Below are 25,513 nucleotides of genomic sequence, written 5' to 3' on the forward strand. Positions count from 1 at the left end.
CACGCCAGCGTACAAGCGCAGTCAGGACGTGACCGGCGCGTGCTCGCGGGTGAGCGCGCACAGCCGCCACTGCCCCGGAACCCCCTTGAGCGCACGTTCGCTGTGCTCGGTGAAGCGGTGCCGCGAGCCGGTGACGATGTCACGCACTGTCGAGGAGACCAGCACCTCACTGGGCCCGGCCAGCCCGGCGACCCGGGCCGCGATGTGCACCGCCATGCCCGCCACGTCGGAGCCCCGCACCTCGACCTCGCCGGCGTGAATGCCGACCCGAATCTCGATGCCCAGCACGCGGACGGCGTCCACGAGGGCGTCGCAGCACGCGAGCGAGGCGCTCGGACTGGTGAAGGTCGCGACGAATCCGTCTCCGGCGGTGTTGACTTCCCGACCGCCGAACCGCTGGATCTCGTGCCGGACGATGGTGTCGTGGTTGTCCAGCAGATCGCGCCACCGGTTGTCACCGAGCAGGGCCGCGCGCTCGGTCGAGCCGACGATGTCGGTGAACACGATCGTGGTCAGGACCCGTTCGGCGTCCCCGCCGCGCCGCACCCCGGTGACGAACTCCTCGATCTCGTCGAGCATCGGGGCCATGTCGCCGACCCAGTACAGCGTGTCGTTGCCGGGTAGTTCGACGAGGCGCGCTCCGGTGATGTGCTCGGCGAGGTAGTGCCCGTGCTCGACCGGGGAGAAGCTGCGGTTGTCGCGATGCAGGATCAGCGTCGGTGCGGTGATCCGCGACAGGGTGTCGCGCACGTCGGAGTGCCGCACGGCGTCGATGATGGCCCGCGCCATGCTGGGGGACGCGGCGCGGTTACCGGCCATGTCCCACCACGCCCGGAACGCGGCGTCGTCGGCGACGCTCGGCGCGATGATGCGCAGGATGTCGAAACCGCGCTCCACGGCGTCCGGTTCGATCGCGATCGTGGTGAACGGATCGCTGGCTTCCAGCTCGGCGCCGATCGGGTAATCCTGGCCGCGCAGCGTGCGCGCGGCGCCGTTGATGCACACCAGGCTGCTCACCCGCTCGGGATAGTCGGCGGCCAGAACCAGTCCCGTCATCGAGGTGAACCCAGGGGCCAGGATCGTCGCCCGCTCGCAGCCGACGGCGTTCATGACGGCGATCGCATCGTGGGCCCAGTGCTTCGGTCCGATCGTGTCCAGCGACGACAACCGGGACGACAGCCCGATGCCGCGCTGGTCGTAGCGGATCACCCGGGCGAACGAGGCCAGTCGCCGGTGAAAGCGGAACATCGACGGCTCGGAGTCGACCGTGTCGATGGGGATGGACGGCCCAGGCAGGACCAGCAGGTCGATCGGTCCGTCACCGAACACCTGGTAGGCGATGTCGCCCTCGCTGCAGCTGGCATAGCGAGTGCGGGGAACCTGCGCCACGGCTACAGGCTAATGACCGGTACCAGGCCCGATGTCAGCGCCCGACGCGATACCGGCCGGCGGCGTCGGCGAGCGTCAGTCCGTGACCGGGGCCGGCGGTGTTGGCGATCAGGGCGCCGCCGGCCGCGGCGGGCACCCCGTCGAACAGCAGTTGTTCCAGCCGCACATGGTCGACGAAGTATTCGAGGTGGCGCAGGTTGGTGACGGCCGCTGCCACCGGGGTGTGCAACGCCGGCGCGCAATGCCCGGAGACTTGCAGGTTGTACGACGCGGCGATGGCTGCGGCGGCCATCCAGCCGGTGTAGCCGCCGCAGCGGGTGGCGTCGAGTTGCAGGCAGTCCACCACGGGCGCGAGACGACGGGCTTCGAAGAGATCAGACACGTATTCGCCGGCCGCGACGTCGCAGCACAAGGCGTGGCGCAGGACGTCGAGACCGGCGGTGTCGTCGCTGCTCACCGGTTCCTCGAACCAGACCACGCCGAGATCGTCGAGGGCAGCCCCGACCCGGCGCGCCTGACCGACGGTGTAGCCGCCGTTGGCGTCGACCATCAGCGCCACTCCGCTGCCGGCCAGGTCGCGCAGCTGCCGTACCCGTTCCAGGTCGCGGTCGACGGCGGATCCCCAGCCCTGTCCGATCTTGATCTTCATCGCGGTGCATCCGGCCGAACGCCAGTCCTGTACCTGTTCTTCGAGTTGAGCTTCATCGAGTGTGGTGAAACCTCCCGAGCCGTAGATCGGAATCGCGCAGCGGGCCTGGCCCAGCAGCGAGGTCAGCGGTTCGTCGCGCAATCTCGCCTTCAGATCCCACAGCGCCACATCGACGGCGCTGATGGCTTGCATGACCAGCCCACGGGTGCCGAAATTGCGGCAACTGCGCCGCATCGACTCCCAGGCGCCGGTGATGTCGTCGGGATTGCCACCGGTCACCACCTTCGACAGCTGTTCGGAGATGACGGCGGCGCCGGCCGCCGAACCGTAGGTCCAGCCCAGTCCCGAGGTCTGGCGGGCATGTACGTGCACGACGACGGCGGTGGTGGCGTCCCACTCGAACGTTCCGTCAGCTTCGGGCACCGGGGTGTCCACGGTGTAAACGGCGACGTCGATGCCGTCGATCCGGTTCACGCGAGCGACCTTTCCCGCCGATCCGCCCGGCCTCGGGCGTGTTCGGACATCAGGTCGGCGGCACGCGCGGCCAGCGCCATGATGGTCAGCGCCGGGTTCGCGGCGCCTTGTGTGGGCATGGTGCTGCCGTCGACCACATAGAGACGATCGACGCCGAACACGCGATGCTGCCCGTCCACCACCCCCTGCTCGGCGCGGGCGGCCATCCGGGCACCACCCACGAGGTGGGCGTAGCGCTCGATGGTGATGACTTCCTGTGCCCCCGCTGCGCGCAGGATGTCTTCCATGACCGAGGTGGCGGCCTTGATGAGTTGCCTGTCGTTGTCGCACTGGGAGTAGGCGAAGTGCGCCACCGGAAGGCCGTGGCGGTCGGTTTCGTCGGCCAGCGTGACCCGGTTGCCGGCCTGGGGCAGCAGTTCGCACAGCGCGCCCAGGGTGGCCCAGTGGATGTAGTCGCGCATGTATTCGCGCAAGGTCGTGCCCCAGTGCCCTTGGGCGGCAACGTGTTCGGACCAGGTGATCGGTAACGGGCTGACGGTTTGAATGGCCCAGCCCCGTTGGTACGGTTTGCTCGGATCGGTCTCGTAGAACTCCTCGGTGCTGACCTCGGGCGGCGGGGCTTTGTACATGCGTATCTCGTCGTCGAAGCGCCCGGCGACCTGTGGGGCACCCTGCACCATCAGGTAGCGGCCGAGTTGATCGTGTTCGTTGCCCAGCCCCTGCGGGTAGCGGTTGGTGGCCGAAAGAAGCAGCAGCCGTGGCGTTTCGATCGAATAGCCGGCGACGACGACGGCAGCGGCCCGTTGCCGGCGCACCACGCCGGCGTGGAAGTATTCGACGCCGGTGGCGCGACCGGTGCGGTCATCGACGAGTATCCGCGACACATGGCAGTCGGGCCGGATCTCGGCGCCGTGGGCCAGCGCGTCGGGAATGTGAGTGATCAGTGGGCTGGCCTTGGCGTTGACTTTGCAGCCCTGCAAGCAGAATCCGCGATAGATGCAGTGCGGCCGGTTCCCGAAGCGGCCGTTGGGGATCGCCACCGGACCCACCCGCGTCGGGATACCCAGTGCGGCGGCGCCTTTGCGAAACACCCCGCCGTTGCCGCTGACCGGGTGCGGCCGGTGCGGATAGGTGTGCGGGTCGCCCCACGGCCAATCCTGCCCGGCGACCGGCAATTCGGCTTCGATCTGCTCGTAGTAGGGACGCAACGTGGCGTAGTCGATGGGCCAGTCGGCGCCCACCCCGTCGGCGCTGTAGGTGTGGAAATCCGAGGGGTGGAAGCGCGGCGTGTAGCCGGCGAAGTGCACCATCGATCCACCGACCCCGCGCCCGGAGTTGTTGGAGCCCAACGGAACCGGATCCTCGCCGCCGATCTGGCGGGGTTCGGACCAGAACAGCACATGTGAGCCGCGCTCGTCGCTTACCCAGTCGGTGTCCGGATCCCAGAACGGGCCGGCGTCCAGCACCACGGTGCTCCAGCCCGCCCGGGCCAGTCGCTGGGCCAGAGTGCCGCCCCCGGCGCCGGCCCCCACGATGACGACGTCGACCTCGTCGTCCTCGGGGTAACGGCGCATATCGGCGCGCAGTCGGTGATTGGTTCGCGAACCGTCATTGGGGATGAGCCAGGCGGATTCGTTGCGCGCCCGGACGGCGCGGTAGTCACTCACGCCGGACCCCGGCCGGACAGGTCGTCGTCGGCCTTGCGGGCGCGCTCCACCCGTTCGGCGAATGGCGCCGGGTCGGACTCGTCGTGATCGGCGACCTCCCACTTCTCCCGGGTGTTGATTCCCGGGTTGAGATAACCGCGCGGGTAAGCCGGTCCGCTGAAACCGATCTCGTTCCACGCCCACGGATGCGAATAGAACGCGGTGGTGGCGTATCGCGTCCACAGGCTCCAGACGTGGTTGGCGGCGAAACCGTGCCAGGATTCGCCGCTCTCGGCCAGATCCTGCACATCCTGCAGCAGCCGCGCCTGGTCAGGCTCGCCGAGTTCGGCGTAACCGACGCTGTGCCGCGTGTGCGCGTCCTGGTCGAGGTGCGCCAGTGTGTCGCGCCAGGCCTGGCCGTCTTCGGGCATGTCGTCGTAGTGCCAGCCGTCGGTCTCCGCCGTGGCGAGCCGGGTGTCGATCAGGGAAACCACCGGCACCCGCGGGTCGCGGTCCTGGGCAAGCAGCCGATCCAGCATCGGTGTTGCGATCCCGACTTCGTGAGTGGTGAACAACGCCAACATGTTCGGCAGCGCCAGGCGCGCCAACACCACACCGGCCGTCACGTCATCCCACACGTGCGCCTGATCGAGCACGTCGAAGCCGGGGAACCGGCCTCGGCCCTGCGGGGTGATCGCGTGCTGGGTGGGAGGACGGAACGGCATCAGCGGTTCCCCTTGTCCGATAGCGGGCCCGGCAGGTCCTCCCGCCGCAGCACCGCCGCCAGCAGACCCATCGCACCGACCAGGGAGGCCAGCAGCGGCGCGAAGGCCGGCGGGCCGGACTCCATGTTGTACTTCGTGAAGCCGCCGGGCCGCTGCACGATTCCGCGCCAGTGCAGATACGTGCCCTGCACCCCGTTCACCACGATCGCCGCGCTGGCCGCCGGCAGCACGGTTTTGGCCGCCCGACGGGAGAAGAACCCCGCCACTCCGGCCGGTATCGCGGTGGGCAGCACCACGACCGGCCACCACATCATCTTGTTGCCGAAGCTGGCGCCGTCATGGGACAGGTAGATCTCGCCCGCGGTGACGGCCGCACCCGCCGCAGTCAATGCCGAAAGCGTGCGTTCGAACCGGCCGGTCCGAATGTCGTGCACTGCTTCGTCGATCAACTTCATGATCGGTCCTCCTTCTCGCCCGGCAGATATTGCTGCACCTTCTGCTTGACCCCCTGTTTGATGAATCCGGCGGCGTCCTCGTCGCCACCGAGCACCGACTTGGCCAGCGACTTGGCCTGCTCGAAAGTGGCGTGCGGGGGGATGGGTGGAACGTCGGGATCACAGCGCACATCCAGCACCGTCGGCCGGTCGGCGGCCAGCGCACGCTCCCACGCCGGGCCCAATTGCCCGGCCTGGTCAATGTTTTCGCCGTGCAGACTCAGGCTGCGCGCAAACCCGGCGTAGTCCACATCCGGAAGTGATTGCGACGCTTCGAATTTCGGCGAGTTCTCCATCGCGCGCATCTCCCAGGTGACCTGGTTGAGATCGTTGTTGTGCAGGACCGCGATGATCAGCCTCGGATCGGTCCACTGCCGCCAGTACTTCGCGATGGTGATCAGCTCGGCCATGCCGTTCATCTGCATCGCACCGTCACCGACGAAGGCGATGCTGGGGCGGTCGGGATGTGCCCACTTGGCGCCGATCACGTACGGCACCCCAGGGCCCATGGTGGCCAACGTGCCCGACAGCGATCCCCGCACTCCCGCAGTGAACTTCAGGTGGCGCGCATACCAGTTCGCCGCCGACCCGGAGTCAGCCGCGATGATGGCGTTGGACGGCATCCGCGTCGACAGTTCGTAGAAGATCCGCATCGGGTTGAGCGGGTCGGCGTCGGTCATCGCGCGGCGCTGCGCGGTGTTCCACCACTTGTCGACGTACTTCTCGATCTTCTCCCGCCAGCTGCGGTCAGACTTGCGTTGCAGTAGCGGAATCAGTGCCTGCAGTGTGGCTTTGGCGTCGCCGACCACGTTGAGTTCATACGGGTAACGCATGCCGATCCACTTGCCGGACCGATCTATCTGGACCGCCCGGGCCTGGTCGAGTTTCGGCAGGAACTGGGTGTAGGGGAAGTTGGACCCGACGGTGAGCAGCGTGTCGCAACCCATCATCAGATGCCAGCTGGCCGTCGTCCCGAGCAGCCCGATCGATCCCGTCACCCAGGGCAGGTCATCGGGCAATACGTCCTTGCCCAGCAACGCCTTTGCGGCACCGGCGCCGAGCAGGTCGGCAACCTCGGTCAACTCCTCGACGCATCCGCGTGCCCCCTGACCGACCAGCACCGCCACCCGCTCACCGGCGTTGAGCAGATCAGCCGCCGCACGGACCGCAGAGTCGTCTGCCGCGACCCGCGCCGGGCTGATTCCGAGGCTGGACGGAACCTGCTTGAACGCGTGCCCGGGCGGTTCATATTTCAGTTCGAAGACGTCGGACGGGACGATGATGCAGGTCGGGCAGCCTTCGCTCAACGCGATCCGGATGGCCCGGTCGATCAGGTTCGGCAATTGCTGTGGCACTGTGCACATTTGGACGTACTCATGGCACACATCCTTGAACAGGCTGATCAGATCGATCTCCTGCTGATAGGAACCGCCCATCGCCGAACGCTCGGTCTGCCCGACGATGGCGACCACCGGTACGTGGTCGAGCTTGGCGTCGTAGAGCCCGTTGAGCAGGTGCACGGCACCGGGGCCGCTGGTGGCCACGCATACTCCGAAGCCACCGGAGAACTTGGCGAACCCGACCGCCTGGAACGCGGCCATCTCCTCGTGACGGGCCTGCACGAACTGAGGTTTGTCCCCAGCCCGTTGCCACGCCGCGAGCAGACCGTTGATGCCGTCTCCGGGAAAGCCGAATACCTGTTTAACATCCCACTCCCGGAGTCGGGACAACAACACATCGCCAACGGTTTCAGACACTGTTCATCACTCTCCTGCTAGCCGGAATATCAAGGGATTGGGGTCGACCGACAGCACTGGCCGCCGGGCGGGCACAGGCCGATAGCCGGCGCCCGCCGGGCAACCGCGGCAGGATCGCTGCCGCGAGCCGGTCACGACCACGCTGTCGGACCGGTGGCGATGTGTCGGTCGCCAGATCGTGTGCGCCGAAGGCCGCCCACGCCGCGGCCACGGCGGCGTCGGTGAGTGCGGCCCGCGCCCGGTACCGGTCGGCAGCGGCCAGACCCAACGCGGTCAGCGAATGAACCGAGTCCACCCAGGTACCGGCGGCGACGAGTTCGGGGCTGGGACGGATGCCTGAGATGGCGGCCTGAAGCAGATGACGTGCGCCCAGGATTCGGGCGACGACGACGGCCTTCCGGTCGACTCGCACCCGGTGAATCCAGCCCAACACGAATTCCGGGGCAACCAGAAGCGCGGCGCCCCAAGCACTTCGGAGTACCTCGTTGTATCGCAACGGTGCGGTCATCGGATCCGCCCGCTCACCGGCGCCACCGCAGCGCGGCGACCGCGGTGGCGGCGACGGCCGCCGCGCCCACCCCCGTCAGTGTCCGGCTGTGTTCGGAGAACCAGAGTTGGGGTGCGCGGCCGACCGCGCGGTCGTCGAAGACGCCGTGTGCGCCGTGGTCGCTGCCGGCTTCCTCGTCGCGCGGCTCCCACAGGTTGTGCGGACGGTCGGGGCTGGCAGGCTCCGCCGTCTGCTGCGAGGAGTAGCCGGTCCTGGCAAGGTACCGATCCAGTAGCGCGGGCATCACCCGCTGGCCCATGATCGTGGCCGCCGTGCTCGCGCCGACCCAGTACTGCTTGCGCCGGGGGTGTTCGGCTGCGAATACCACCGCGCGCCCGGCGATTTCGGGCTGATAGATCGGTGGGACCGGCTGGGGATGACGCGGTAGCCGGGACAACACCCAGGAGAACTGCGGTGTGTTGACCGCGGGCATCTGTACCACGGTGATGTGGACGTTGCTGCCCTCGTGCATGAGTTCGGTGCGCACCGACTCGGTGAATCCGTTGATTGCGTGCTTGGCGCCGCAGTACGCCGACTGCAGCGGAATCGCGCGGGCGCCCAGGGCCGACCCCACCTGCACGATGGTGCCGGCGTCGCGCGGACGCATGCGCGCCAGTGCGGTCATGGTGCCATGCACGAATCCGAGGTAACTGACCTCGGTGACGCGCCGGAACTCCTCGGCGCTGATCCGGTAGAACGGGGCGAACACCGAAGTGAACGCGACGTTCACCCACACGTCGATCGGACCGAAGGAGCGTTCGGCTTCGTCCGCCGCGGCCTCCACCGCCCGGTGGTCGGCAACGTCGGTGGGGAGTGCCAAGGCCTGCCCGCCGGAGTTCTCGATCTCTTTGGCGGCGGCCTCCAGCCCGGCGGAACCGCGGGCGAGCAAAGCGACCGTGTCGCCCCGTGTGCCGAACAATCGTGCTGCGGCCCGGCCGATTCCGGCGCTCGCTCCCGTGACCACGACAGTGCGCGACGTCGTCATCAAGTCTCCTTTCGGCGTGATCGAACTTCCCCACCGGACAATACGCCTAGTTCATGCGGCGCGCACGACATGCAATACACAGGATAATCTCAGTGCAATATATGAGCCGGGGATGTATTGTGCGGGTACGAAGGGAGCGGGATGGTCTCAGCGCGGAACAAGAGTCGCCTTGACGCGACCGCGGGGGCGTTCGATGACTTTGCCGCCGAGCTGGAAGCGGCGACCCGCGGATTTCTCGACATCAACGTCGGGGTGCTCGAAGAGATGGAGAAGAAGATAAGCCTGGGTGCGCTGCACGCACTGCAGTCGCTGGAGCGCCTGGGCCCGAGCCTGGTCACCGAACTCGGTGACGATCTGAACCTGCTGCCGTCGACCGCGAGCCGGCTCAGCGACCGCCTCGCCGAGGCCGGTTGGATCACCCGGCGCGTCTCACCGACAAACCGCCGTGCCACCCTGCTCGAGCTCACCCCGAGCGGGCGCACGGTGCTGCGGGAATTGCTCACGTTGCGCAAGAATGCATTGAAAACCGTTGTGGGACAGATGAACGACGACGACCGCGCCGCCCTGCTGCGGGGCGCCCGGGCGTTCACTGCGGCCCGCGAGAAGCTGACCGAGCAGCGAACGTGACAAGCGCGGAGCCGCACCGCGACGACCGCCGGCGCCGGTCGGCTTGCTGGTGTGCCGTAGCCGCGGTAGCCACCATCCTGGTCGCGGGTTGTGCGGCGCCCGGACACACCCTCGAAGCCACCCCCGAGACGGTGGCAAGCCCGGTCGATGCGGCGCTGCACGCACCCGTGTGGTCATACCGCAGGAACACCCTGGTTGCCCTCACCGACGATCAGCGACTCGCCGAAGTAACCGATCCCGCCGACCCGGCCAAGACCCGGACGCGGCTTTCACCTCCGCTGGCCAGCGGGCGCAACCTGCAAATCAGTCGCCGGGACGAAGGACGGGTTTTCCTACCGCAACCGCAGCGCGGCAGGGTTGCGGTGGTCGACCTGGCGAGCTTGCAGCCAATCGACTACGTCGACGCCGGACCGGCGCCGGCGTATCTCTCCGAAGACGCGGGCCTGCGGGTGCTGCTCGCGCTGTCAGCCGACGGGTCTTCGGTCACGCCCGTCGAGGAGTACGGACATCGGAAGTTGGCCTCCGCCAAGCTCGATGCTCCCGCGGACGCGATCGACGGGGCCAACCGCGGACGCTCCATCGACTACCACGTCTTCGGCCCGTCGGGTATCGGCTATTACAAAGGTCCGTCTTCGCCGCCCACGGAACGCGGTTCGATCCGCATGGACGTCGCGGTGTCGGCCGGAGACGGGACGAAGGTGACGCGCAGCTACGTGGCAGGCCGCGACGATCCGGTGCTGTATGCGGTCGATTCCCGCCGTGGCGGAACGGGATTGGAGGTGCTGGCCCAAACCAGGTTGCCGTCGCCGGTGCTTGCGCTCGGCACTGACGAGACCCGCATCTACGCCGCAACCGATCATCAGCTGGTGGTGCTGGAGTCGGCCAGCATCATCGGGTACCCGCGCCAGACGATACCGATAGTTCATGTCGCCGACTATCGTGCCGGCCTACCGGCTGGTCCGGTGCAATCCGCGCCGGTATCGGGCCTGGCGGTGGGCCCGCACCGGGTGTACCTCACCCTGCAGGGCGCCAAATATGTGATCAGCGTGGCGAAACCGCGCCTGTGAAGGGGGCCGAGTGTCGGTGAATATCGATGACGACCTCGAGTTCCTCCGCGAACAGATCGAGGCGCTCAAGCAGCTGGGACAACGAGATGCGGTGAGCGAGGGCGAGATCTACAACTTCAGCATCAGGTGGGGCACCGCATTGGCCGGACGCCTTCCCCGCCTGGTGCACTTCAACTCGTTGAATCAACTCGACGAGACCGGTAAGCGGGAATTCCGGTCGCTGTGTGACGAACTACGCGCGCTGACAGCACTGATCGGTCGCTTCGAGCTTGCCGAGCCGCAACTCCGTTCGGCCACAGACTAACTCGCGACGGGTTCGGTGTCTGGAGCCAAGAACTCGTCACGGTGCAGCACGATGCCGCTGCGCGGCTTGGGGCACTCGGGATTGCGGCAGGTCAGCGCGATCATGTAGGCGTCCAAGTCCTCGTTGAGGAACAGGTAGCCCAGGTACAGGGCATCTCCGATCTGAAAGCCGGTCGCGCCGCAGCCGTCGCAGTAGCCGCCTTTGGCCGCGATCTGTTCGGAAACCCGTTGTCGGGAAGCGTCGTTCAAGTCGAACAGCTCGGGCCGGACCGGTACCTCGGCCATGTTCAGATCTCCACATTCTTGTCGTAGTAGACGTTGTCTTCCCGCCACCCACCGGTGCCCTTGCCGATACCGGCATAGTCGTTGATGAACTCGATCTGGCTGATCCACTTGGCCATCTTGAAACCGACTTGGGTTTCCACCCGGAGCCGCAGCGGTGCGCCGTGTTGAATCGGCAAGGGCTGACCGTTCATCTCGTAGGCAAGCAACGTCTGGGGCTTGTAGACGAGTTCGAGGTCGATCACCTCGTAGAACTGTCCGCCGCCGTGGGAGGCGGGCTCGTCCCGGTCGTTGTCCTGCATCGTCAGGAAGCAGACGTACCTGGCCTGCGGCAGCGGTCGCACCAAGTCCGCGAGCTGGGCCAGCGGAATCCCGCTCCACTCGCCGATGCTGGTCCAGCCCTGCACACAGTGATGCATGACTCGCTGTGATTGCCGGCCGGCGAGGGCGCGCAGCGCGGCCAGGTCCAGGGTCACCGGGTTTTCCACCAGACCGCCGACGCGCAATCGCCAATCGACGAAGTTGTGCACCGCCATCACCTTGTATTCGGTGCTGGCCGGGGGCTTTCCGTTGACCCGATGGGACTCGGAGATTTTCTCCGCAGGATAGTCCTGCCGAGAATCCAGCGGACGCAGCAGAACCCGGCGTGCGAGGTTGACCACCGCGCCCAGCACCCGCTGGACCGACCGGGGTCTGCGCAGGCTCCAGATCGTTGCTGCGGCATGGACGGCGACGATTGCCGCGATGATCACCAGCGACAGCACCGTGGCCAGCGTGGTGTTGCGCACCGAGCCGAAGATCATCGAGGCGGTCAGCGGACCCCAGCCCCAGAAGAAGACCATTGAAAGATGGATCACGATGAATATCAGGAAGGCGAGCAAACCCAGGAAGTGCAGGCTGCGCGCCCACTGGCGACCGCCCCACATTCGGACGTACCACGGGAATCGTGCTGCGATCGCGGGGGATTGCGCAGCGCCGGTGAGGATCTGGAACGGCGCGAGCACGAAGACGACGCCGGCGTAGGTCAATTTCTGCATGGCGTCCATCGGTTCGCCGGGCAGCAGCGGCGGCAAGTTGAAACTCAGATAGGTGACGACGTCGTCCCAGGCGGTCGAGAAGATCGACCAGGAAGCCGGCCAGTACCGGTGCCACTGGCCGGTGGCGAACAACAGCACGTAGTAGGACAGGCCCAGCAGAATCCAGCCGATCACCGCGAAGAAGTGCCAGTGGCGGCCCATGCCGAGTTGTGCGTGGCCGGGTAAGGCGACAATCGGGTGGTAGGTCTCCTCTTCGTCGAGGGTGTCGTATAACCGGTCGCGCGGCATCACCTTGCGGGTGAACCGCGCCCATTCGGTGCCCGGTCTGCTGTCGTCGTGCCAATACAGCTTGGGGTGGGTGGCGAGGATTTCGATGCCGCTGCGGATGATCAACGTCACGAACAGCACGTTGAGCCAGTGCTCGATGCGCAGCCACGCCGGGTAATCCAGAGTTGTCATCGCAGAAGGATCCGTTCAGTCTTGCCAGCCTTGCCGGCGTGGATAAGCCACGTTCACCCCGGAAAGAACCGTGACGTGCACGGCGACGAAGCCAGCGGCCAGCGCCATCGCCAACGTTCCGGGCGCCACATCCCACCGACCGGTCAACGCTGCAAGGCCGGGTAAGCCGATCAGCCTGCTGCCCAGGTAAATTCCGAGGAAGACCACGCAGACGAAGCTGCCGAGATACCAACCCCGTTGCGGCACAGCATCGTTGACCTTCGCCACCAGCGCCGTCGCGGCAAGCAGGCAACCGGCGATCAGTGCCACCGCGTAGCCGATGAAATAACCGGGCAAACTCGGCCCAGTGGTGAGGACATAGACGTGGACGGCAACTAGGCCGAGCAACAGGACTTCACCGATCGCGGTCACCGTCCGGGGCAGATCGAAAGCGATCCACCCGTCGAACGTGAGCAGTCGAGACGACAGGATGCCGTGCCAGACTCTGAGCCATAGCCGTCCGACTAAACCGACCACCAGTGGGAGATACCCGCGGGAGGTGGTGGCAAACGCGCCGCGGGTCACCGGCGACCGGTCCCGCTGCCGATCGGCCCGCCATCGCCGTCGGCGAGCCGATGCGCCGTCTCGAACAACAGCGCGTGGACGAACGCCTGCGGCAGGTTTCCCCGCAGTTGGCGCTGCGTGACGTCGAATTCCTCGGCGAACAGACCCGGTGAGCCGCAAGCGGTCCGGTTGCGTTCGAACCATCGCACCGCCAGGACGGTGTTGCCCTGTTGGTGATCGGCCAACGCCATCAGGAAGCCGCACAACAGGAATGCTCCTTCCGCCTCACCCAACGGCCGCTCGTCCGGCTGGAAGCGATAGACGAATCCGTGTCTTCCCAACTCGGCACGCACAGCTTCGATGGTCCTCACCGTCCGTGGATCATTGGACGGCACCGCGCCCCGGATCGCCGGGATGAGCAGTGCGGCGTCGATCCGCGAATCATCCGGTGCCCGTTGCCATCTGCGCGTTGGATGCAAACAGTCCGAGTCGGTGCTCGAGATCAGTTGGTCGGCCAGTTGCCGCCATTGCGAACCCTGCGGTGCCGGTGCCACCTCACTGATGTGTCGTAATCCCGCCGCGCACGTCAATCGCGAGTGCGCCCAATGCTTGTCGGCCAACTCCCAGATGCCGGCGTCGGGCTCGCGCCACCGGTCCTCGATGGTCTGCGCCAACGTCTGCGCCGCGCGCCAGTGATCGCTGTCGAGGCGGTCGAGGCGTGCCGCCGCGGCCAGCAGGAGCAGCGCCTCACCGCAGGCGTCGAGCTGGAACTGGTCGGTCACCCAGTTGCCGCTCTTGACCACGGCACCGGGATAACCGGGCAGATCGAGATCCCGTTCCCGCGGCAGCGCGCTGCCGTCCACCGAGTAGGCCGGCTGGAGTCGGGGTCCGTCGGCCAGCACGCGCTCGCTGACGAACCGCACAGCATCGTCGAGCAACGGGTAGCCACCGGCACCGGCGATCGCCTGTCCGGCGTAACACTGGTCGCGGATCCAGCAATACCGGTAGTCGTAGTTGCGGCCCTGTTCGGCGCGCTCCGGCAGCGACATCGTCGCCGCCGCAACCATGCCGCCCCCGCTGCTGGTCAGGCCGCGCAGCACCGCGTAGGCGAGTTCGGCATCGACATCGGCCAGGGTGCCCGAGACGTCGGGAACCGCGTCGTGCCAAGCACTTTCGGTCCGCCGCCAGGCGTCATCGGGCCGCACCGGGCCGGATTTCAATTCCCGGTCCGAGCATTCCAGGACCAGGTCGCGGTCCTGTCCCGGCAGCACCTGCACGATCAGCTCGAGCAAACCGTCTGCGCAGCGTTGCGCGTCGTGCGCACCGGTCCAGCGGAACCGGTGTGGTCCGCAACGGCCGGTCCAAATCCCTTCCGTGCGGCGCAGATCGCGCATCGGCTCGGCGCCGAAGTCGGCGCGTAGGTCCAGCACGATCCGCACTTGCACCGGACGGTCGAGCGCGGAGATGCGGCGCAGCAATACCGCCTGGTGCCGATCACCGGGATACGCCAACGCTTCTCGGCATTCGACAATGCCGTCGGTGGTCACCCACCGCGACCGCCAGATCAGCGATCGCTTCTCATAGTGGCCGCCCCACACGAACCCGGTGTCGGCCGGGCACACGACGTAGGCACCGCGCCCACCTAGCAGTGAGCTGAAGACCGCCGGACTGTCCCAGCGCGGCAGGCACATCCAGCAATAGTCACCACGCGGTCCGACGACGACTCCCCGCTCTCCGTCGGCGAGCAACGCGTAGTCGCGTAACACGTGCGGAGACAACAATCCTGCACTGGCTTGCTTGTCATTCATCGGCCCTGACCACGCTACAAGCGTGACCTGGGGACTTGCTGTCAATGATTGGGACCAGGTAGTGCGCCGCATAGTGGCGGACGGCCTGGGGGTCCGAGGTGTCGAGGCGGTCGGTGGGGAACACGATGATGCCGACGGCCACCCGCAGCAGGATGTCGGCGATGTTGGCCAGGTCCGCCTCGGGCATGTCGGCGCCGCAGCGGCGCAGGGTGTGGGCGATCCCGTCGGCGAACTGGTTGATCGGAAAGACCTGCGAACGGGAGAACATCCCGAACAACTCGGGTTCGCTCTCGGCGATGCGCGAATACAGCGGGGAATCCTGGATGAGTCTGACGCCGAGGGCGAACGCCTCGATGACCGCCTCCTGCGGGTTCCGGCCGCTGGTGGCGTGGTCCAGAGTGGTGAAGAAAAGCTTGCCTTCTCGTCGCACTACCGCCTCGAAAAGGGCGTCCTTGCTGGGGAAGCGGCGGTAGATGGTGCTGCGGCTGACGCCCGCGCGGGCGGCGATGTCCTCGATGTTGGCCCGGCGCACCCCGTAGGTCTCGAAGATGGCGCGGGCGGTGTCCAGGATGGTGCGGTCGAGGTCGGTGAGGTCGGCCGACGCCTGTGGGCCCATCTTGGACGGCATGACTGTGATTCTCTCTGCACCGCGTGTGGCGCCGGCGCTGTGGTGGTCACCACATTGGTCGCTGGGTCGACTAAGGGTAAGGTGAAACAAAAGTACAATTTTGTGTCTGTGCTTCACAACCGGGGGACACCATGACGGCTGAATTGGATCTGGACTTCGACACCGGCGTGCGCGAGGGGACGCCGATGGTCGTCGACGAGATCGACGAGACGGCACCGGTGCTCGGTCCGGATTCGCTCATCTGGAAGTTCTACGGGGACCACCGCACCCAGATCTTCGGTTTCCAACGCGTCGCGGGCACCGAGAACTGCATCGAACAGCTGGGCCAGGGCGTGCTGGACCATTCGGTGATCTTCAGCGACACGATCGGTCGGGCCAAGCGGACCGGTCCGCCCCTGATGAAGACGGTGTACTCCGACGATCCGCACGCCTGGGGCCGAACCGTGCGCGACTTCCACAAGCCGATCAAGGGCACCATCAGCGACGGCTCGCGCTACCACGCGCTGAATCCCGAGCTGTTCTACTGGGCGCACGCGACCTTCGTCGACCAGGTGCTCTACAACACCGACACCTTCATCCGGCGGTTGTCGTACGCCGAGAAGGAGCAGATTTTTCAGGAGAGCAAGGTCTGGTTCAGCCTCTACGGCGTCAGTGACCGCGGGCAGCCGCAGACCTACGACCAGTTCGTCGCCTACTGGGACGGCATGCTGGAACGCTTCGTGCCGCACAAGACCGTGTTGTACGGCACCGGTTACATCCGGAAAGGCATCCCGGCGCCGCGCCGGATTCCGCGGCCGATCTGGCGGATCCTGTCCGCGCCGCTGAACGCATACGCTCGGCTGGTGATCGTCGGAACGTGTCCGCCGCAGATGCGCGAGGTGTGCGAACTGGAGTGGAACGACAAGAAGGAGAAGCGTTTTCAGCGCTTCGCCGCCGTCATGCGGGCGCTCAATCCGGTGTTGAACCGGTTGCCGGTGCGCGTGATCTACACGCCCTGGGCGGCGGATGCGTGGGAGCGGGTGGGGGTCGACCCGCGCAAGCGGCTCAACTGAGAGATTGACAGCCGCCTAGTCCGATGGCCGTGACCCGCTGCGAGCGGCCTAGCGGCCGCTCTTGCGATCCCGCCTAGTCCCGCTTGCGGGTCGCCGTCGCGGGATGGGAAGTCCCATGCACCCGCACGGTGACCGTGGGTCATGATGGTTCGAGGCAGATCGAAGAGCGATCGGGAGACCCGGACCCATGAATCTGGTAGCGGCGGTTCTTGACCGGCTGGCCAATCCCGCGCGCGTGGCGGACCCGGACAAGTTGCGCAACGCCGTCTCCGGCAAGACCGTGCTGGTGACCGGTGCTTCGTACGGCATCGGCGAGGCGACCGCCCGCAAGTTGGCCGCAGCCGGGGCCGGCGTGCTGCTCGTGGCGCGATCGGCCGAGCGGCTCGAGGACCTCGCGGCCGCGATCAACGCCGGTGGGGGACAGGCCGCGGCCTACCCGACCGATCTGAGCGACGAAGCCGCCGTCAGCGTGCTGACCAAGCAGATCAACGAGAACCACGGCCCGCTGGACATCGTGGTGAGCAACGCGGGAAAGTCGCTGCGCAGGTCGCTGCACCACCAGTACGACCGGCCGCACGATTTCCAGCGCACGATCGACATCAACTACCTCGGGCCGATCTGGCTGCTGCTGGGACTGCTGCCGGCGATGCGCGAGGCCGGTGGTGGGCACATCGTCAACGTGTCCAGTGTCGGTGTGCGCGTGGTGCCCGGTCCGCAGTGGGGCGCTTATCAAGCGTCCAAAGGGGCTTTCGACCGGTGGCTGCGCAGCGTGGCCCCGGAACTGCACGGCGACGGCGTCGACGTCACGACCATCTACTTCGCGCTGGTGCGCACCCGGATGATCGAGCCCACCCCGGTGTTGGGCAGGCTGCCCGGGTTGACGCCGGATGAGGCCGCTGACGCGATCGCCAAAGCGATCATCGAACGGCCGCGCACCAGCGAACCGCCGTGGGTGTGGCCGGCCGAACTCGCGTCGGTGCTGCTGGCCGGCCCGGCCGAAAGTGCGGCGCGGCTATGGCACCGGCGGTTCTTCGCCGAGCCGGCTTCGAGCGGTCGCGGGGCATCGGGTTAGCGTGACGGTCATGGCGGACAGCGTGCTGGGTACGGCGGCTCGTGCGGTGCTGTCATCGGGGTTGCTCGCCCCGCCGGGTCCGGTGGCGGCGCTGCGGCTGGTACGTGAGGTCGCTCGCAGCGGCACGAATCTGTATACGCTGCTGGCGATTTCGGCGGCACGCTGGCCGGACCGCACCGCGATCATCGACGACGACGGCGCGCTGAGTTACCACCAGCTGCAGGCGATGACCGATTCACTGGGCCGCGCACTGCTGGACGCCGGTGTCGAGCCGGGGCAGCCGGTCGGTGTGATGTGCCGAAACGGGCGCAACTTCCTCGCCGCGGTCTTCGCCACCGGGTTGGTCGGCGCGGACGTCGTGTTGGTGAACACGGAATTTCGCACCGACGCGCTCGCCGGAGCCCTGGACGTCAATCGGGTCCGGACGATGTTCTGCGACAACGAGTTTCTGCACCAGATACACCAGACCGCCGAATCCGTCACGGCGATCGACCCGGAGCAGGTCGAACCGGGCGGCGGGCGCTCCCGGCCCAAGGTCGCGCGCTCAGGCCGGATCATCCTGCTGACGTCGGGCACCACGGGTGTGCCCAAGGGTGTGCCGCGCAGTCCGAAGGTGAGTTCCGGTCTGGGCGTCGGTGTGACGATTCTGCAGCGCACCGGGCTGCATGCCGGAACCCGAATGGCCATGGCAACGCCGATGTTTCACGGTCTGGGGTTCGGCATGCTGACGCTCACCGTGAGCCTGGGCGGCACGGTCCTGACCCACCGTCGCTTCGACGCCGAAGCGACCCTGGCGCAGGCCTCGTTGCATCGGGCCGACGCGATGAGTGCGGTGCCGATCATGCTGTCCCGTCTCCTCGACCTGCCCGAGCGGGTCCGAAAGCGAAACCCGTTGCCGGCCTTGCGGGTTGTGGTATCCAGCGGTGACCGGCTCGACCCCGGGCTGGCCCGGCGGTTCATGGACGCCTACGGCGACGTCGTCTACAACCTGTACGGCTCCACCGAGGTCGGCATCGGTTCGCTGGCGACACCGTCGGAGTTGCGCCGCTTTCCAGAGACCGTCGGCAGGCCCGTCGCCGGTTGCCCGGTCCGCATCTACAGCCGCAGTGGCAAACCGGTTGGGCCACGAGTCACCGGTCGCATATTCGTCGGCGGCGAACTGAATTCGCAGGGTTATATCGGCGGTGGCGCCAAAGCGGTGATTGACGGCATGGCCAGCACCGGTGATATGGGTTATCTCGACGAGGCGGGCCGGCTGTACATCGTGGGTCGCGAGGACGACATGATCGTCTCCGGCGGCGAGAACGTCTATCCCCGTGCGCTGGAGAACGCGTTGGCCGGTCATCCCGACATCGCCGAGAACGCGGTGGTGGGCGTGGCCGACGAACAGTTCGGCAAGCGCCTGGCCGCCTTCGTGGTATTGCGGCCGGACGCCGATGTCGACGAGTCGGCGATACGAGAGTTCCTGAAGGGCAAGGTTTCCCGTTTCGAGCAGCCCCGGGATATTGCGATCGTCGAGAGCATCCCGCGCAATCCCGCGGGCAAGGTGATACGCCGGGAACTGTCCGGCTAGCTCATGGGCGCCTGGTATTCGGCGAGGGCGCTCATATGTACGCCAAAACACCGGATTGAGTGGCATTTTGGGGACGCTCGCGGCCGAATCGGGGCCTAAGCTACTCGGCGCCTTCCTCCAGTTCGGGCTGCACGGCCTCGACGGTCTTGGCCAGCCATTGCGGGGCCAGCACCGAGATCGCGGTCGTGCCCGCCGTCGCACCGATCACGCCGGTCCAGGCCACCGGGCCCAGCGGGGTGCATCCGAAGAACTGACTCAGCACCGGAGTCTGGATGATGCCGACCAATACCCCCGCACTGCCCAGGGCCGTGGCCACCACCAGCGGGCTGTGGCTGCGGGTCACCAGCGTCTGCGCCAGCTGAGTGGTCACCAGAGCCGTCAAACCCATTGTGGAGGTGCGTCTTTCGGTACCGGGCGTCCACCGCCCGATGGCCCACGCCGCCGTCGCGCCGGCGGCCGTGATCACGCCGCGGTTGACGATCTGACGCATCAGGGCGTCACCGAGTGACGGCGTCGGCTGGGTCAGCACCTCGCGCTGACGTATCCGGCGCTCCTCGTCGACCTCTTCGGGCGAGAGGTCGTCGTCTTCCTCTGGGTCGTCGTACTGCGAGGTGACGGCGACAGCAAGAGCCGGGAACATGTCGGTGAGCAGATTGACCAACAACAGCTGTCGGGTTCCCACCGGTGCCCGTCCTTGGCCGAACGCGGTGCCCAGGATGGTGAACAGGACCTCGCCCACGTTGCCGCCGACCAGGATGGTGACCGCGTCGCGCACCCCGGTCCACATGCTGCGGCCCTCAACCAGTGCGTCGAGCAGGACACCGAGGTCGTCGTCGGTCAGGACGATGTCGGCGGCGGTGCGGGCGGCCGAGGAGCCCCGACCGCTGACCCCGATGCCTACGTCGGCCATCCGGATGGCGGCGGCGTCGTTGGCGCCGTCGCCCACCATCGCGGTCACCCGGCCGCAGCGTTGCAGCGCCGCCACGATCTGTACCTTCTGTTCCGGACTGACCCGGGCGAAGACCTGGACGTCGTCGGCGAGCTTGGCGTGGCCCTCCTCGTCCATGCCGACCAGTTCGGCGCCGGTCACCACCCGCGCGTCCTCGGGCAAACCCAGCTGACAGGCGATCGCTCGTGCGGTGACGGGATGGTCCCCGGTGATCAGCACGACGTTGCGGTCCGCCGCCACCAGCTGCTCGATCAGCGGCCGGGCGGACTCCCGCGCCGTGTCCGCCAGTCCCACATAGCCGAGCAGTTCGAGGTCGTGCGCGGCGACGTCGACGGCTTCGGGGTCGGTGTCCTCGTCCTCGGCGGTGCCGTTTTCCCATGTGCGTTGCGCCACGGCGAGTACCCGCAGCCCCCGCTCGGCGAGGTGGTGCACCAACGATTCGGCTTGCTCCCGCTCGGCTCCGGGATCGGTGAATCGGCAGCGGGGCAGGATCACCTCCGGTGCGCCCTTGATCATCAACATCGGCGTCGCGTCCGCGTCCAATCCGATGCCGATCGAAGCGGCAAAGCCCCGACTGGATTCGAACGGCACGTCGGCGAGGATCGTCCAGTCCGAATCGCCTTGTCCGTTCAGTGAATTCGAGGCGTTGATGATCGCTTCGTCGGTCGCGTGCGCGTGTCCTTCGCCATTCTGGGGTTGCGTGGACGCGCGCGCCGCGGCGCGCAGCACCTCGGCGTAACGCGCATCCGTGCGCTCGGGCAGCGGGTCTCCCGGCCCGGCACTGCTCGGCACCGAGCACACCACGCGCAGCCGGTTCTCGGTCAGGGTCCCGGTCTTGTCGAAGCAGATGGTGTCGACCCGGCCCAGCGCCTCGATGGTGCGCGGCGACCGCACCAACACCCCGCGCGCGGTCAGTCGCTGTGCGGCGGCGAGCTGGGACAGCGTGGCCACCAGCGGCAACCCCTCCGGAACGGCGGCGACGGCGATCGCGACCCCGTCGGCAACCGCCTGGCGCAGCGTGGTCCGGCGCAGCAACGCCAAACCGGTCACCGCCGCGCCACCCGCCAGGGTGAGCGGCAGCACCTTGGACGTCAGGTCGCGCAGCCGGGCCTGCACACCGGCCGAGGTCTCCACGTTGGCGACTGCCGAGATGGCCCGCTGAGCGGCGGTACCGACACCGGTGGCGACCACGATCGCCCGCGCACGTCCGGCGACGATCGTGCTGCCCTCGAACAGCATGGAGGCACGCTCGGGATCGTTGACGGCGACCGGATCGACCTGTTTGTGAACCGGCAGCGACTCGCCGGTGAGGAAGGACTCGTCGACTTCGAGGTCCTCGGCCACCAGCAGCCGCGCATCGGCCGGCACCACCTCCGGCGCGGCCACGTCGATGACGTCGCCGGGACGCAGCTTCTTTGCTGACACGGTGGCGGTGCGGGTGGCGTGCTGCGCGGCCTCCAGCCGGCGCCGCGTCGTCGCCACCGCGGGCACCACCACGCGTCGCACCAGCTGGTCCTGTTCGGCGAAGAGCTCGGCCGCGGCGGCCTCGGCGCGCAGCCGCTGCACACCACCGGTCAGGGCGTTGACCCCCATCACGCCGGCCACCAGCAACGCGTCCACATTGCTTCCGACGATGGCCGACGCCGCGGCACCGACCGCCAGAATCGGGGTCAGTGGATCGCTCAGCTCGACTCGCGTGGCCGAAGCCAGCCGGCCCAGCACCTGCACCGGGCCCCGCAGCGGCGAGATCAGCGGCGCGTACGACAGGTCGTCGAGGCGGCGTCGCCAGGTCGAGGTGCCCGGTTCGACCGCGATCGGGCGCGACCCGCCGGACAGGCGCGAGTACACGATCTCGGGATCCAGGGCGTGCCAGGCGGTCAGCGGCTGCGGGGTGGGATCGGGCAGTCGCAGCACCCGGGCCGCCGAGAAGGATCCGGACAACATAGCTGTCGCGGCGGCGGTGTTGACCGGGTTGAGCCAGCGCCGCAGCGACGGGGTGTTGGTGGTTCTGCCGTCCTCACCGGTGACCAGCAGCAGGCCGGCCAGCGTGGTGCCGCCCTGAGCCAGATGCACTCCGGATTCGCTGGCCGCGCGCGCCACCGGCAGCGCCGACAGGATCCGCACCGCGGCGGCCAGGTCGGTGCCGGTGATGATGTCGGCCGTCCACGGTGTGGCGGCGCGCGGGTCGTCCAGGGCGACGCCGACGTCGGCGATGGCCAGCGCCGCCAGCGTGTCGGTCGACGCGAAGTCGCGGTGCAGGGCGGTGATCAGCAGCACGGGCCCGCGGTCGATACGGAGGTCCCGGACCAGCTTCAACAGCGGCGTGCCGGGCGGGTGCGTCGAACCGACGCTGGCCGAGAGGTCTTCGGTGCCTGCCACATGACGCAACACCACCCGGGCTCCGGTGCGGTGAGCGGTCTGCAGCAGGGGGATCGCGAAGGGGTCGACTTCCCAACCGACGTCGACGCCGCCGACCCGTTCGCCGTCGTTGATCAGGTCCGCGTGCTCGAGGCCCTGTGCCGGCGTCGCCGAGGACCCTTGCGGCCGAATCCATTTCAGCCGGGCGCCGACGGCGGGCAACTCGTCGGGGTCGGGCTCGGGAGCTTCCTCCCCGTGCAGCAGCGCGTCGGCCACCTCGTAGACGCGGTCGTCGTCCCAACCCGGCTCGTCGCCCTGCGCGCGCAGGACCGCCCGGTGATCACCGCGCAATGCGGCGCCGTCGATCACCACCACCTTCACCCGATCCAGCCGCCGCAGCGCGCCCGGGTCGAGCAACAGCAACCCCGCGTTCGCCAATCCGCGCCCCAAGGTGGTCGCGAACGCCTCACGGCCGACGTGCGCGGCTTTCGGCACGCCGGCCAGGATCGCTTCGGCTGCCTCGGCGGCACCGCCCCCGGCGAACAGCGCTCCTGCCGCCGCCACCACCGAACCGCTGGCGGCCTGGGCTCCGTACTCCTCGACCGGGCCCTTCATCGCGCGCTTGTCCTGGTCGATCGCGGAATCGATGGCGCCGTCGACGACGACGTGCGAGGCCTCGCCCGCGGCCGCGGCCGCCCAGTTGTGCCGCGGGGTGTGCTCGACCTCGGCCGACGACAGGACCGGGACCACCGGAGCCTGCGGCCGGTCGGGTGAGGCGAGTTGCGGCTCCCGTTCCCGCCACCGCTGCCGGTGCGCCGCGGCCTCGGACAGCTGCAGGCTGCGCTGCACGAGGTCCAGCAGCGGCGTGCTGATGGACTGGCTCAATCCGTAGGCCAGCGCGGTCGAACCGCTCAGGACGATGTCGGTGCCGACCCGGCCGAGCCGGGACTCCAGCGCGGACACCACCCGCGGTTGGTAGTTGATCAGTGCCGCCGCTGCCTTGGCGCTGCTCGGGGCTACGGGCATCCGGGTGAACCACCCGGTCACCGCGGCGCCCACCGCCACGGCGTCCATTGCCGCCGCGGTCAGCGGCACCAGGATCGCCAACGGGTTGCCCGGGTCAGCGAACGGGGCAGCCCGGGGTGCGGAGGCCTTCCCCGACTCAGCGAGATCACGCGCCACCGCTGTGGCGGTGTCGCGCACCTCCTCCAACACGTCATCGACGTCCGCGCCGTCGGAGATTTCCACGACCAGCCGGCCCAGGGCACCTTCGACGTGAGCGCTGGCCACTCCCGGGAGGCGCCGAACCGGCTCCTCGATCACCGGCGCGTACTCGTGCCACCGGGGGAAGGGCAGCAGCGGGTCGAGATCCAGGTGCACTCGTCGTCCGCTCTCCCACCGTACCGGCGGGGTGACGGGCTCGGGCGCGCCGTCGGTGGAACCACCCAAACCGACCGCCCGGCCGGTGGTGTGCGCCACCGACTGCACCACCGGGCCGACCAGCTCGGCGACCGGACTGGTCAGCTTCTGCACCGCGTCGGCCGTGTCGGCGGCACCCTGGACACCGGCACGCACGATCTGCGTTGCCCCTCCGGTGAGAGCGCCGACGATGTCGGCCACACCCGGAATCTTCAATTCATCACCCTTCGCTGACGTCTACCGTGCCAATCCTTCCGGCGCCTCGGTGACCTGTCCACACGGCCCGCGGATAGCCGCCGGGATACCCCGTCGGCGACAACCTGAAAGGCGAAGTGGCAGACGAAATTCGACAGGCTATCGGCGGGCGGGCGAGGAAGCGCGGCGGCGGCTCGATGGTGGCGGAAAACATGAGCCGGCGGTAGCCGTCGAGCGGCTACTCGTCGCGCGATCCCGGCCGAGGAGTCGGATCGACGAATTATCTAGAGAGTTCGGTGATGTGCCCGGTTGACGTGATAGCCGGTCGGAAAAGACTTTTCGATAACCTGCAGGTGGTGGTCCACTCGGGACTCCAATTCAAGAACCACGCAGCCGTCGCCGACGGCTTTGGACTCGAGAACTATGTAGCGCTGACCACCGTCGGTGATCGGGTCACCGGAATGCAGATTTTCGACGGCCACCAATTCTGGGGTTCCGTTTGACTCCACCCGAATCACAGTAGGTGAACCGAGCGGGGGAAGGGAATAGCTCGCCTGCCCATTCGACGGCGTGCCGGTGTGGCAGGCAAGAATGGGCGCAATGAATACACCGCAGCTGCCGGCCGATGCGCCGACCTGCTACCGGCATCCCGACCGCCAGACCTACCTCCGGTGCACCCGATGCGAGCGGCCGATCTGTGGGGACTGCATGCGCAGCGCCGCCGTCGGGCATCAGTGCGTGGAATGTGTCCAGGCGGGTGCGGCCAGCATCCGGCAGCCCCGCACCCAGTTCGGCGGGCGGGAGCGCGCCGGTCGGCCGGTGGTCACCTACGTGCTGATCGCGATCAACGTGCTGGCGTTCGTCGCGGAGTACCTGTCGGTCGATGCGCAACGGGCTTTCACGCTGTGGCCGCCGGCGGTCGCGGGCGGCGAGTTGTACCGCCTGGTGACCTCGGCGTTTCTGCACTACGGACCCCAGCATCTGCTGCTCAACATGCTGGCGCTCTACTTCGTGGGAGCACCGCTGGAGCAGTGGCTGGGCCGGTTGAGATTCGTCGGTCTGTACGCGTTGAGCGGGCTGGGTGGTTCGGTGCTGGTCTATCTGCTGGCGCCGTTGAACACCGCGACGGCAGGTGCCTCGGGTGCGATCTACGGACTGTTCGCGGCCATCTTCGTGGTGGCCAAGCGGCTCAACCTCGACGTCCGTATGATCGTCGCCGTCATCGTCCTCAACCTCGCGTTCACCTTTGTGGTGCCGGCGGTCAGTTCCCATCAGATCAGCTGGCAAGGGCATGTGGGCGGTCTGGTGACCGGCGGATTGGTCGCCGCGGCGTACGTGTACGCCCCCCGGCAGCGGCGAGACCTCGTGCAAGCGGCGGCGACGGCCGCGACCCTGGTCGTCTTCGCGGCGTTGATCTGGTGGCGGACCGCGCAGTTGGTTGCGCAGTTCGGTTAGCCGGTGGGCGTGTTGAGCGT

General features: G+C 67.7%; 22 protein-coding genes. 7 read left to right on the plus strand and 15 right to left on the minus strand.

Features of this window, described 5'->3' with window-relative positions:
* Window positions 1-21: 21 nt before the first annotated feature.
* From lipJ to AC5Y4D_RS02385, 8 genes are all read right to left on the minus strand, one after another.
* A complete protein-coding gene (gene lipJ, locus AC5Y4D_RS02350) occupies window positions 22-1,389 on the minus strand; it encodes a bifunctional lipase/adenylate cyclase LipJ (RefSeq protein ID WP_499943845.1) in 1,368 nt (455 codons plus the stop codon).
* 34 nt (window positions 1,390-1,423) lie between these two features.
* Window positions 1,424-2,512 carry an enolase C-terminal domain-like protein gene (locus AC5Y4D_RS02355; RefSeq protein WP_499943846.1) on the minus strand — a complete coding sequence of 363 codons (1,089 nt, stop codon included), beginning with the start codon at window positions 2,510-2,512 and terminating at the stop codon, window positions 1,424-1,426.
* Window positions 2,509-4,086, minus strand: coding sequence for a GMC family oxidoreductase (locus AC5Y4D_RS02360; RefSeq protein ID WP_499943917.1), 1,578 nt, complete (start codon window positions 4,084-4,086; stop codon window positions 2,509-2,511). Before AC5Y4D_RS02360 ends, AC5Y4D_RS02355 begins: the two co-directional genes overlap by 4 nt.
* Window positions 4,087-4,175: 89 nt before the next feature.
* A complete protein-coding gene (locus tag AC5Y4D_RS02365; RefSeq protein WP_500036242.1) occupies window positions 4,176-4,883 on the minus strand; it encodes a gluconate 2-dehydrogenase subunit 3 family protein in 708 nt (235 codons plus the stop codon).
* Complete coding sequence (locus AC5Y4D_RS02370; RefSeq protein WP_499943848.1) at window positions 4,883-5,338, minus strand: hypothetical protein; 456 nt, start codon at window positions 5,336-5,338, stop codon at window positions 4,883-4,885. The genes AC5Y4D_RS02365 and AC5Y4D_RS02370 overlap by 1 nt, the downstream gene beginning before the upstream one ends.
* A complete protein-coding gene (locus AC5Y4D_RS02375) occupies window positions 5,335-7,134 on the minus strand; it encodes a thiamine pyrophosphate-requiring protein (protein ID WP_499943849.1) in 1,800 nt (599 codons plus the stop codon). Before AC5Y4D_RS02375 ends, AC5Y4D_RS02370 begins: the two co-directional genes overlap by 4 nt.
* Window positions 7,127-7,642, minus strand: coding sequence for a hypothetical protein (locus AC5Y4D_RS02380; protein ID WP_499943850.1), 516 nt, complete (start codon window positions 7,640-7,642; stop codon window positions 7,127-7,129). The genes AC5Y4D_RS02375 and AC5Y4D_RS02380 overlap by 8 nt, the downstream gene beginning before the upstream one ends.
* Before the next feature lie 13 nt (window positions 7,643-7,655).
* Window positions 7,656-8,666: an SDR family oxidoreductase gene (locus tag AC5Y4D_RS02385; RefSeq protein ID WP_500036243.1), complete on the minus strand. Its 1,011-nt coding sequence runs from the start codon at window positions 8,664-8,666 to the stop codon at window positions 7,656-7,658.
* Between the two features lie 141 nt (window positions 8,667-8,807).
* Here AC5Y4D_RS02385 and AC5Y4D_RS02390 point away from each other — a divergent pair, with 141 nt between their 5' ends.
* Genes AC5Y4D_RS02390 through AC5Y4D_RS02400 form a run of 3 tightly spaced genes read left to right on the plus strand, consistent with a single transcriptional unit; the run spans window position 8,808 to window position 10,664 of the window.
* Window positions 8,808-9,293, plus strand: coding sequence for a MarR family winged helix-turn-helix transcriptional regulator (locus AC5Y4D_RS02390; RefSeq protein WP_500036244.1), 486 nt, complete (start codon window positions 8,808-8,810; stop codon window positions 9,291-9,293).
* A complete protein-coding gene (locus tag AC5Y4D_RS02395; protein ID WP_500036245.1) occupies window positions 9,290-10,360 on the plus strand; it encodes a hypothetical protein in 1,071 nt (356 codons plus the stop codon). The genes AC5Y4D_RS02390 and AC5Y4D_RS02395 overlap by 4 nt, the downstream gene beginning before the upstream one ends.
* A gap of 10 nt (window positions 10,361-10,370) precedes the next feature.
* On the plus strand, window positions 10,371-10,664 hold the full coding sequence (locus tag AC5Y4D_RS02400; protein ID WP_500036246.1) for a hypothetical protein: 294 nt from the start codon (window positions 10,371-10,373) through the stop codon (window positions 10,662-10,664).
* Here AC5Y4D_RS02400 and AC5Y4D_RS02405 read toward each other — a convergent pair.
* The 5 genes from AC5Y4D_RS02405 to AC5Y4D_RS02425 are packed head-to-tail and all read right to left on the minus strand — an operon-like array spanning window position 10,661 to window position 15,420.
* A complete protein-coding gene (locus tag AC5Y4D_RS02405; RefSeq protein ID WP_500036247.1) occupies window positions 10,661-10,948 on the minus strand; it encodes a hypothetical protein in 288 nt (95 codons plus the stop codon). The two genes, AC5Y4D_RS02400 and AC5Y4D_RS02405, sit on opposite strands and share 4 nt — an antisense overlap.
* A 2-nt stretch (window positions 10,949-10,950) precedes the next feature.
* Complete coding sequence (locus tag AC5Y4D_RS02410) at window positions 10,951-12,441, minus strand: molybdopterin-dependent oxidoreductase (protein WP_500036248.1); 1,491 nt, start codon at window positions 12,439-12,441, stop codon at window positions 10,951-10,953.
* Between the two features lie 15 nt (window positions 12,442-12,456).
* Window positions 12,457-12,957 carry an oxidoreductase gene (locus AC5Y4D_RS02415; protein ID WP_500036249.1) on the minus strand — a complete coding sequence of 167 codons (501 nt, stop codon included), beginning with the start codon at window positions 12,955-12,957 and terminating at the stop codon, window positions 12,457-12,459.
* A gap of 44 nt (window positions 12,958-13,001) precedes the next feature.
* Window positions 13,002-14,792 (minus strand): glycoside hydrolase family 15 protein, encoded by a 1,791-nt coding sequence (locus tag AC5Y4D_RS02420; RefSeq protein WP_500036250.1) that lies wholly within the window; start codon window positions 14,790-14,792, stop codon window positions 13,002-13,004.
* Complete coding sequence (locus tag AC5Y4D_RS02425; RefSeq protein WP_499991388.1) at window positions 14,785-15,420, minus strand: TetR/AcrR family transcriptional regulator; 636 nt, start codon at window positions 15,418-15,420, stop codon at window positions 14,785-14,787. Before AC5Y4D_RS02425 ends, AC5Y4D_RS02420 begins: the two co-directional genes overlap by 8 nt.
* Before the next feature lie 131 nt (window positions 15,421-15,551).
* Between AC5Y4D_RS02425 and AC5Y4D_RS02430 the strand changes: the two genes are divergently transcribed.
* The 3 genes from AC5Y4D_RS02430 (at window position 15,552) to AC5Y4D_RS02440 (ending at window position 19,117) form a co-directional block, all read left to right on the plus strand.
* Entirely contained in the window at window positions 15,552-16,472 is a 921-nt protein-coding gene (locus AC5Y4D_RS02430; RefSeq protein WP_500036251.1) for an oxygenase MpaB family protein, read from the plus strand.
* Between the two features lie 187 nt (window positions 16,473-16,659).
* Window positions 16,660-17,544, plus strand: coding sequence for an SDR family NAD(P)-dependent oxidoreductase (locus AC5Y4D_RS02435; RefSeq protein ID WP_500036252.1), 885 nt, complete (start codon window positions 16,660-16,662; stop codon window positions 17,542-17,544).
* A 10-nt stretch (window positions 17,545-17,554) separates the two neighbouring features.
* The gene (locus AC5Y4D_RS02440) at window positions 17,555-19,117 is read left to right on the plus strand and encodes an AMP-binding protein (protein ID WP_500036253.1); all 1,563 of its coding nucleotides are present in this window, start codon (window positions 17,555-17,557) and stop codon (window positions 19,115-19,117) included.
* A gap of 100 nt (window positions 19,118-19,217) precedes the next feature.
* Here AC5Y4D_RS02440 and AC5Y4D_RS02445 read toward each other — a convergent pair whose 3' ends face one another.
* Both AC5Y4D_RS02445 and AC5Y4D_RS02450 read right to left on the minus strand, forming a co-directional pair.
* Complete coding sequence (locus AC5Y4D_RS02445) at window positions 19,218-24,059, minus strand: cation-translocating P-type ATPase (RefSeq protein ID WP_500036254.1); 4,842 nt, start codon at window positions 24,057-24,059, stop codon at window positions 19,218-19,220.
* A gap of 263 nt (window positions 24,060-24,322) precedes the next feature.
* Window positions 24,323-24,547, minus strand: a complete 225-nt coding sequence (locus AC5Y4D_RS02450; protein WP_499943864.1) for a hypothetical protein — start codon at window positions 24,545-24,547, stop codon at window positions 24,323-24,325.
* Between the two features lie 91 nt (window positions 24,548-24,638).
* Between AC5Y4D_RS02450 and AC5Y4D_RS02455 the strand changes: the two genes are divergently transcribed.
* On the plus strand, window positions 24,639-25,493 hold the full coding sequence (locus AC5Y4D_RS02455; protein ID WP_499991382.1) for a rhomboid family intramembrane serine protease: 855 nt from the start codon (window positions 24,639-24,641) through the stop codon (window positions 25,491-25,493).
* The last annotated feature ends 20 nt before the right edge of the window (window positions 25,494-25,513 follow it).

The sequence above is a fragment of the Mycobacterium sp. NGS67 genome (genome assembly GCF_059812185.1).

Coding starts and splice junctions, on each gene's coding strand:
- AC5Y4D_RS02380 (WP_499943850.1), bottom strand. CDS start 7,642: ATGACCGCACCGTTGCGATACAACGAGGTACTCCGAAGTGCTTGGGGC.
- AC5Y4D_RS02405 (WP_500036247.1), bottom strand. CDS start 10,948: ATGGCCGAGGTACCGGTCCGGCCCGAGCTGTTCGACTTGAACGACGCT.
- AC5Y4D_RS02370 (WP_499943848.1), bottom strand. CDS start 5,338: ATGAAGTTGATCGACGAAGCAGTGCACGACATTCGGACCGGCCGGTTC.
- AC5Y4D_RS02390 (WP_500036244.1), top strand. CDS start 8,808: ATGGTCTCAGCGCGGAACAAGAGTCGCCTTGACGCGACCGCGGGGGCG.
- AC5Y4D_RS02425 (WP_499991388.1), bottom strand. CDS start 15,420: ATGCCGTCCAAGATGGGCCCACAGGCGTCGGCCGACCTCACCGACCTC.
- AC5Y4D_RS02360 (WP_499943917.1), bottom strand. CDS start 4,086: ATGCGCCGTTACCCCGAGGACGACGAGGTCGACGTCGTCATCGTGGGG.
- AC5Y4D_RS02410 (WP_500036248.1), bottom strand. CDS start 12,441: ATGACAACTCTGGATTACCCGGCGTGGCTGCGCATCGAGCACTGGCTC.
- AC5Y4D_RS02455 (WP_499991382.1), top strand. CDS start 24,639: ATGAATACACCGCAGCTGCCGGCCGATGCGCCGACCTGCTACCGGCAT.
- AC5Y4D_RS02420 (WP_500036250.1), bottom strand. CDS start 14,792: ATGAATGACAAGCAAGCCAGTGCAGGATTGTTGTCTCCGCACGTGTTA.
- AC5Y4D_RS02385 (WP_500036243.1), bottom strand. CDS start 8,666: ATGACGACGTCGCGCACTGTCGTGGTCACGGGAGCGAGCGCCGGAATC.
- AC5Y4D_RS02430 (WP_500036251.1), top strand. CDS start 15,552: ATGACGGCTGAATTGGATCTGGACTTCGACACCGGCGTGCGCGAGGGG.
- AC5Y4D_RS02365 (WP_500036242.1), bottom strand. CDS start 4,883: ATGCCGTTCCGTCCTCCCACCCAGCACGCGATCACCCCGCAGGGCCGA.
- AC5Y4D_RS02440 (WP_500036253.1), top strand. CDS start 17,555: ATGGCGGACAGCGTGCTGGGTACGGCGGCTCGTGCGGTGCTGTCATCG.
- AC5Y4D_RS02435 (WP_500036252.1), top strand. CDS start 16,660: ATGAATCTGGTAGCGGCGGTTCTTGACCGGCTGGCCAATCCCGCGCGC.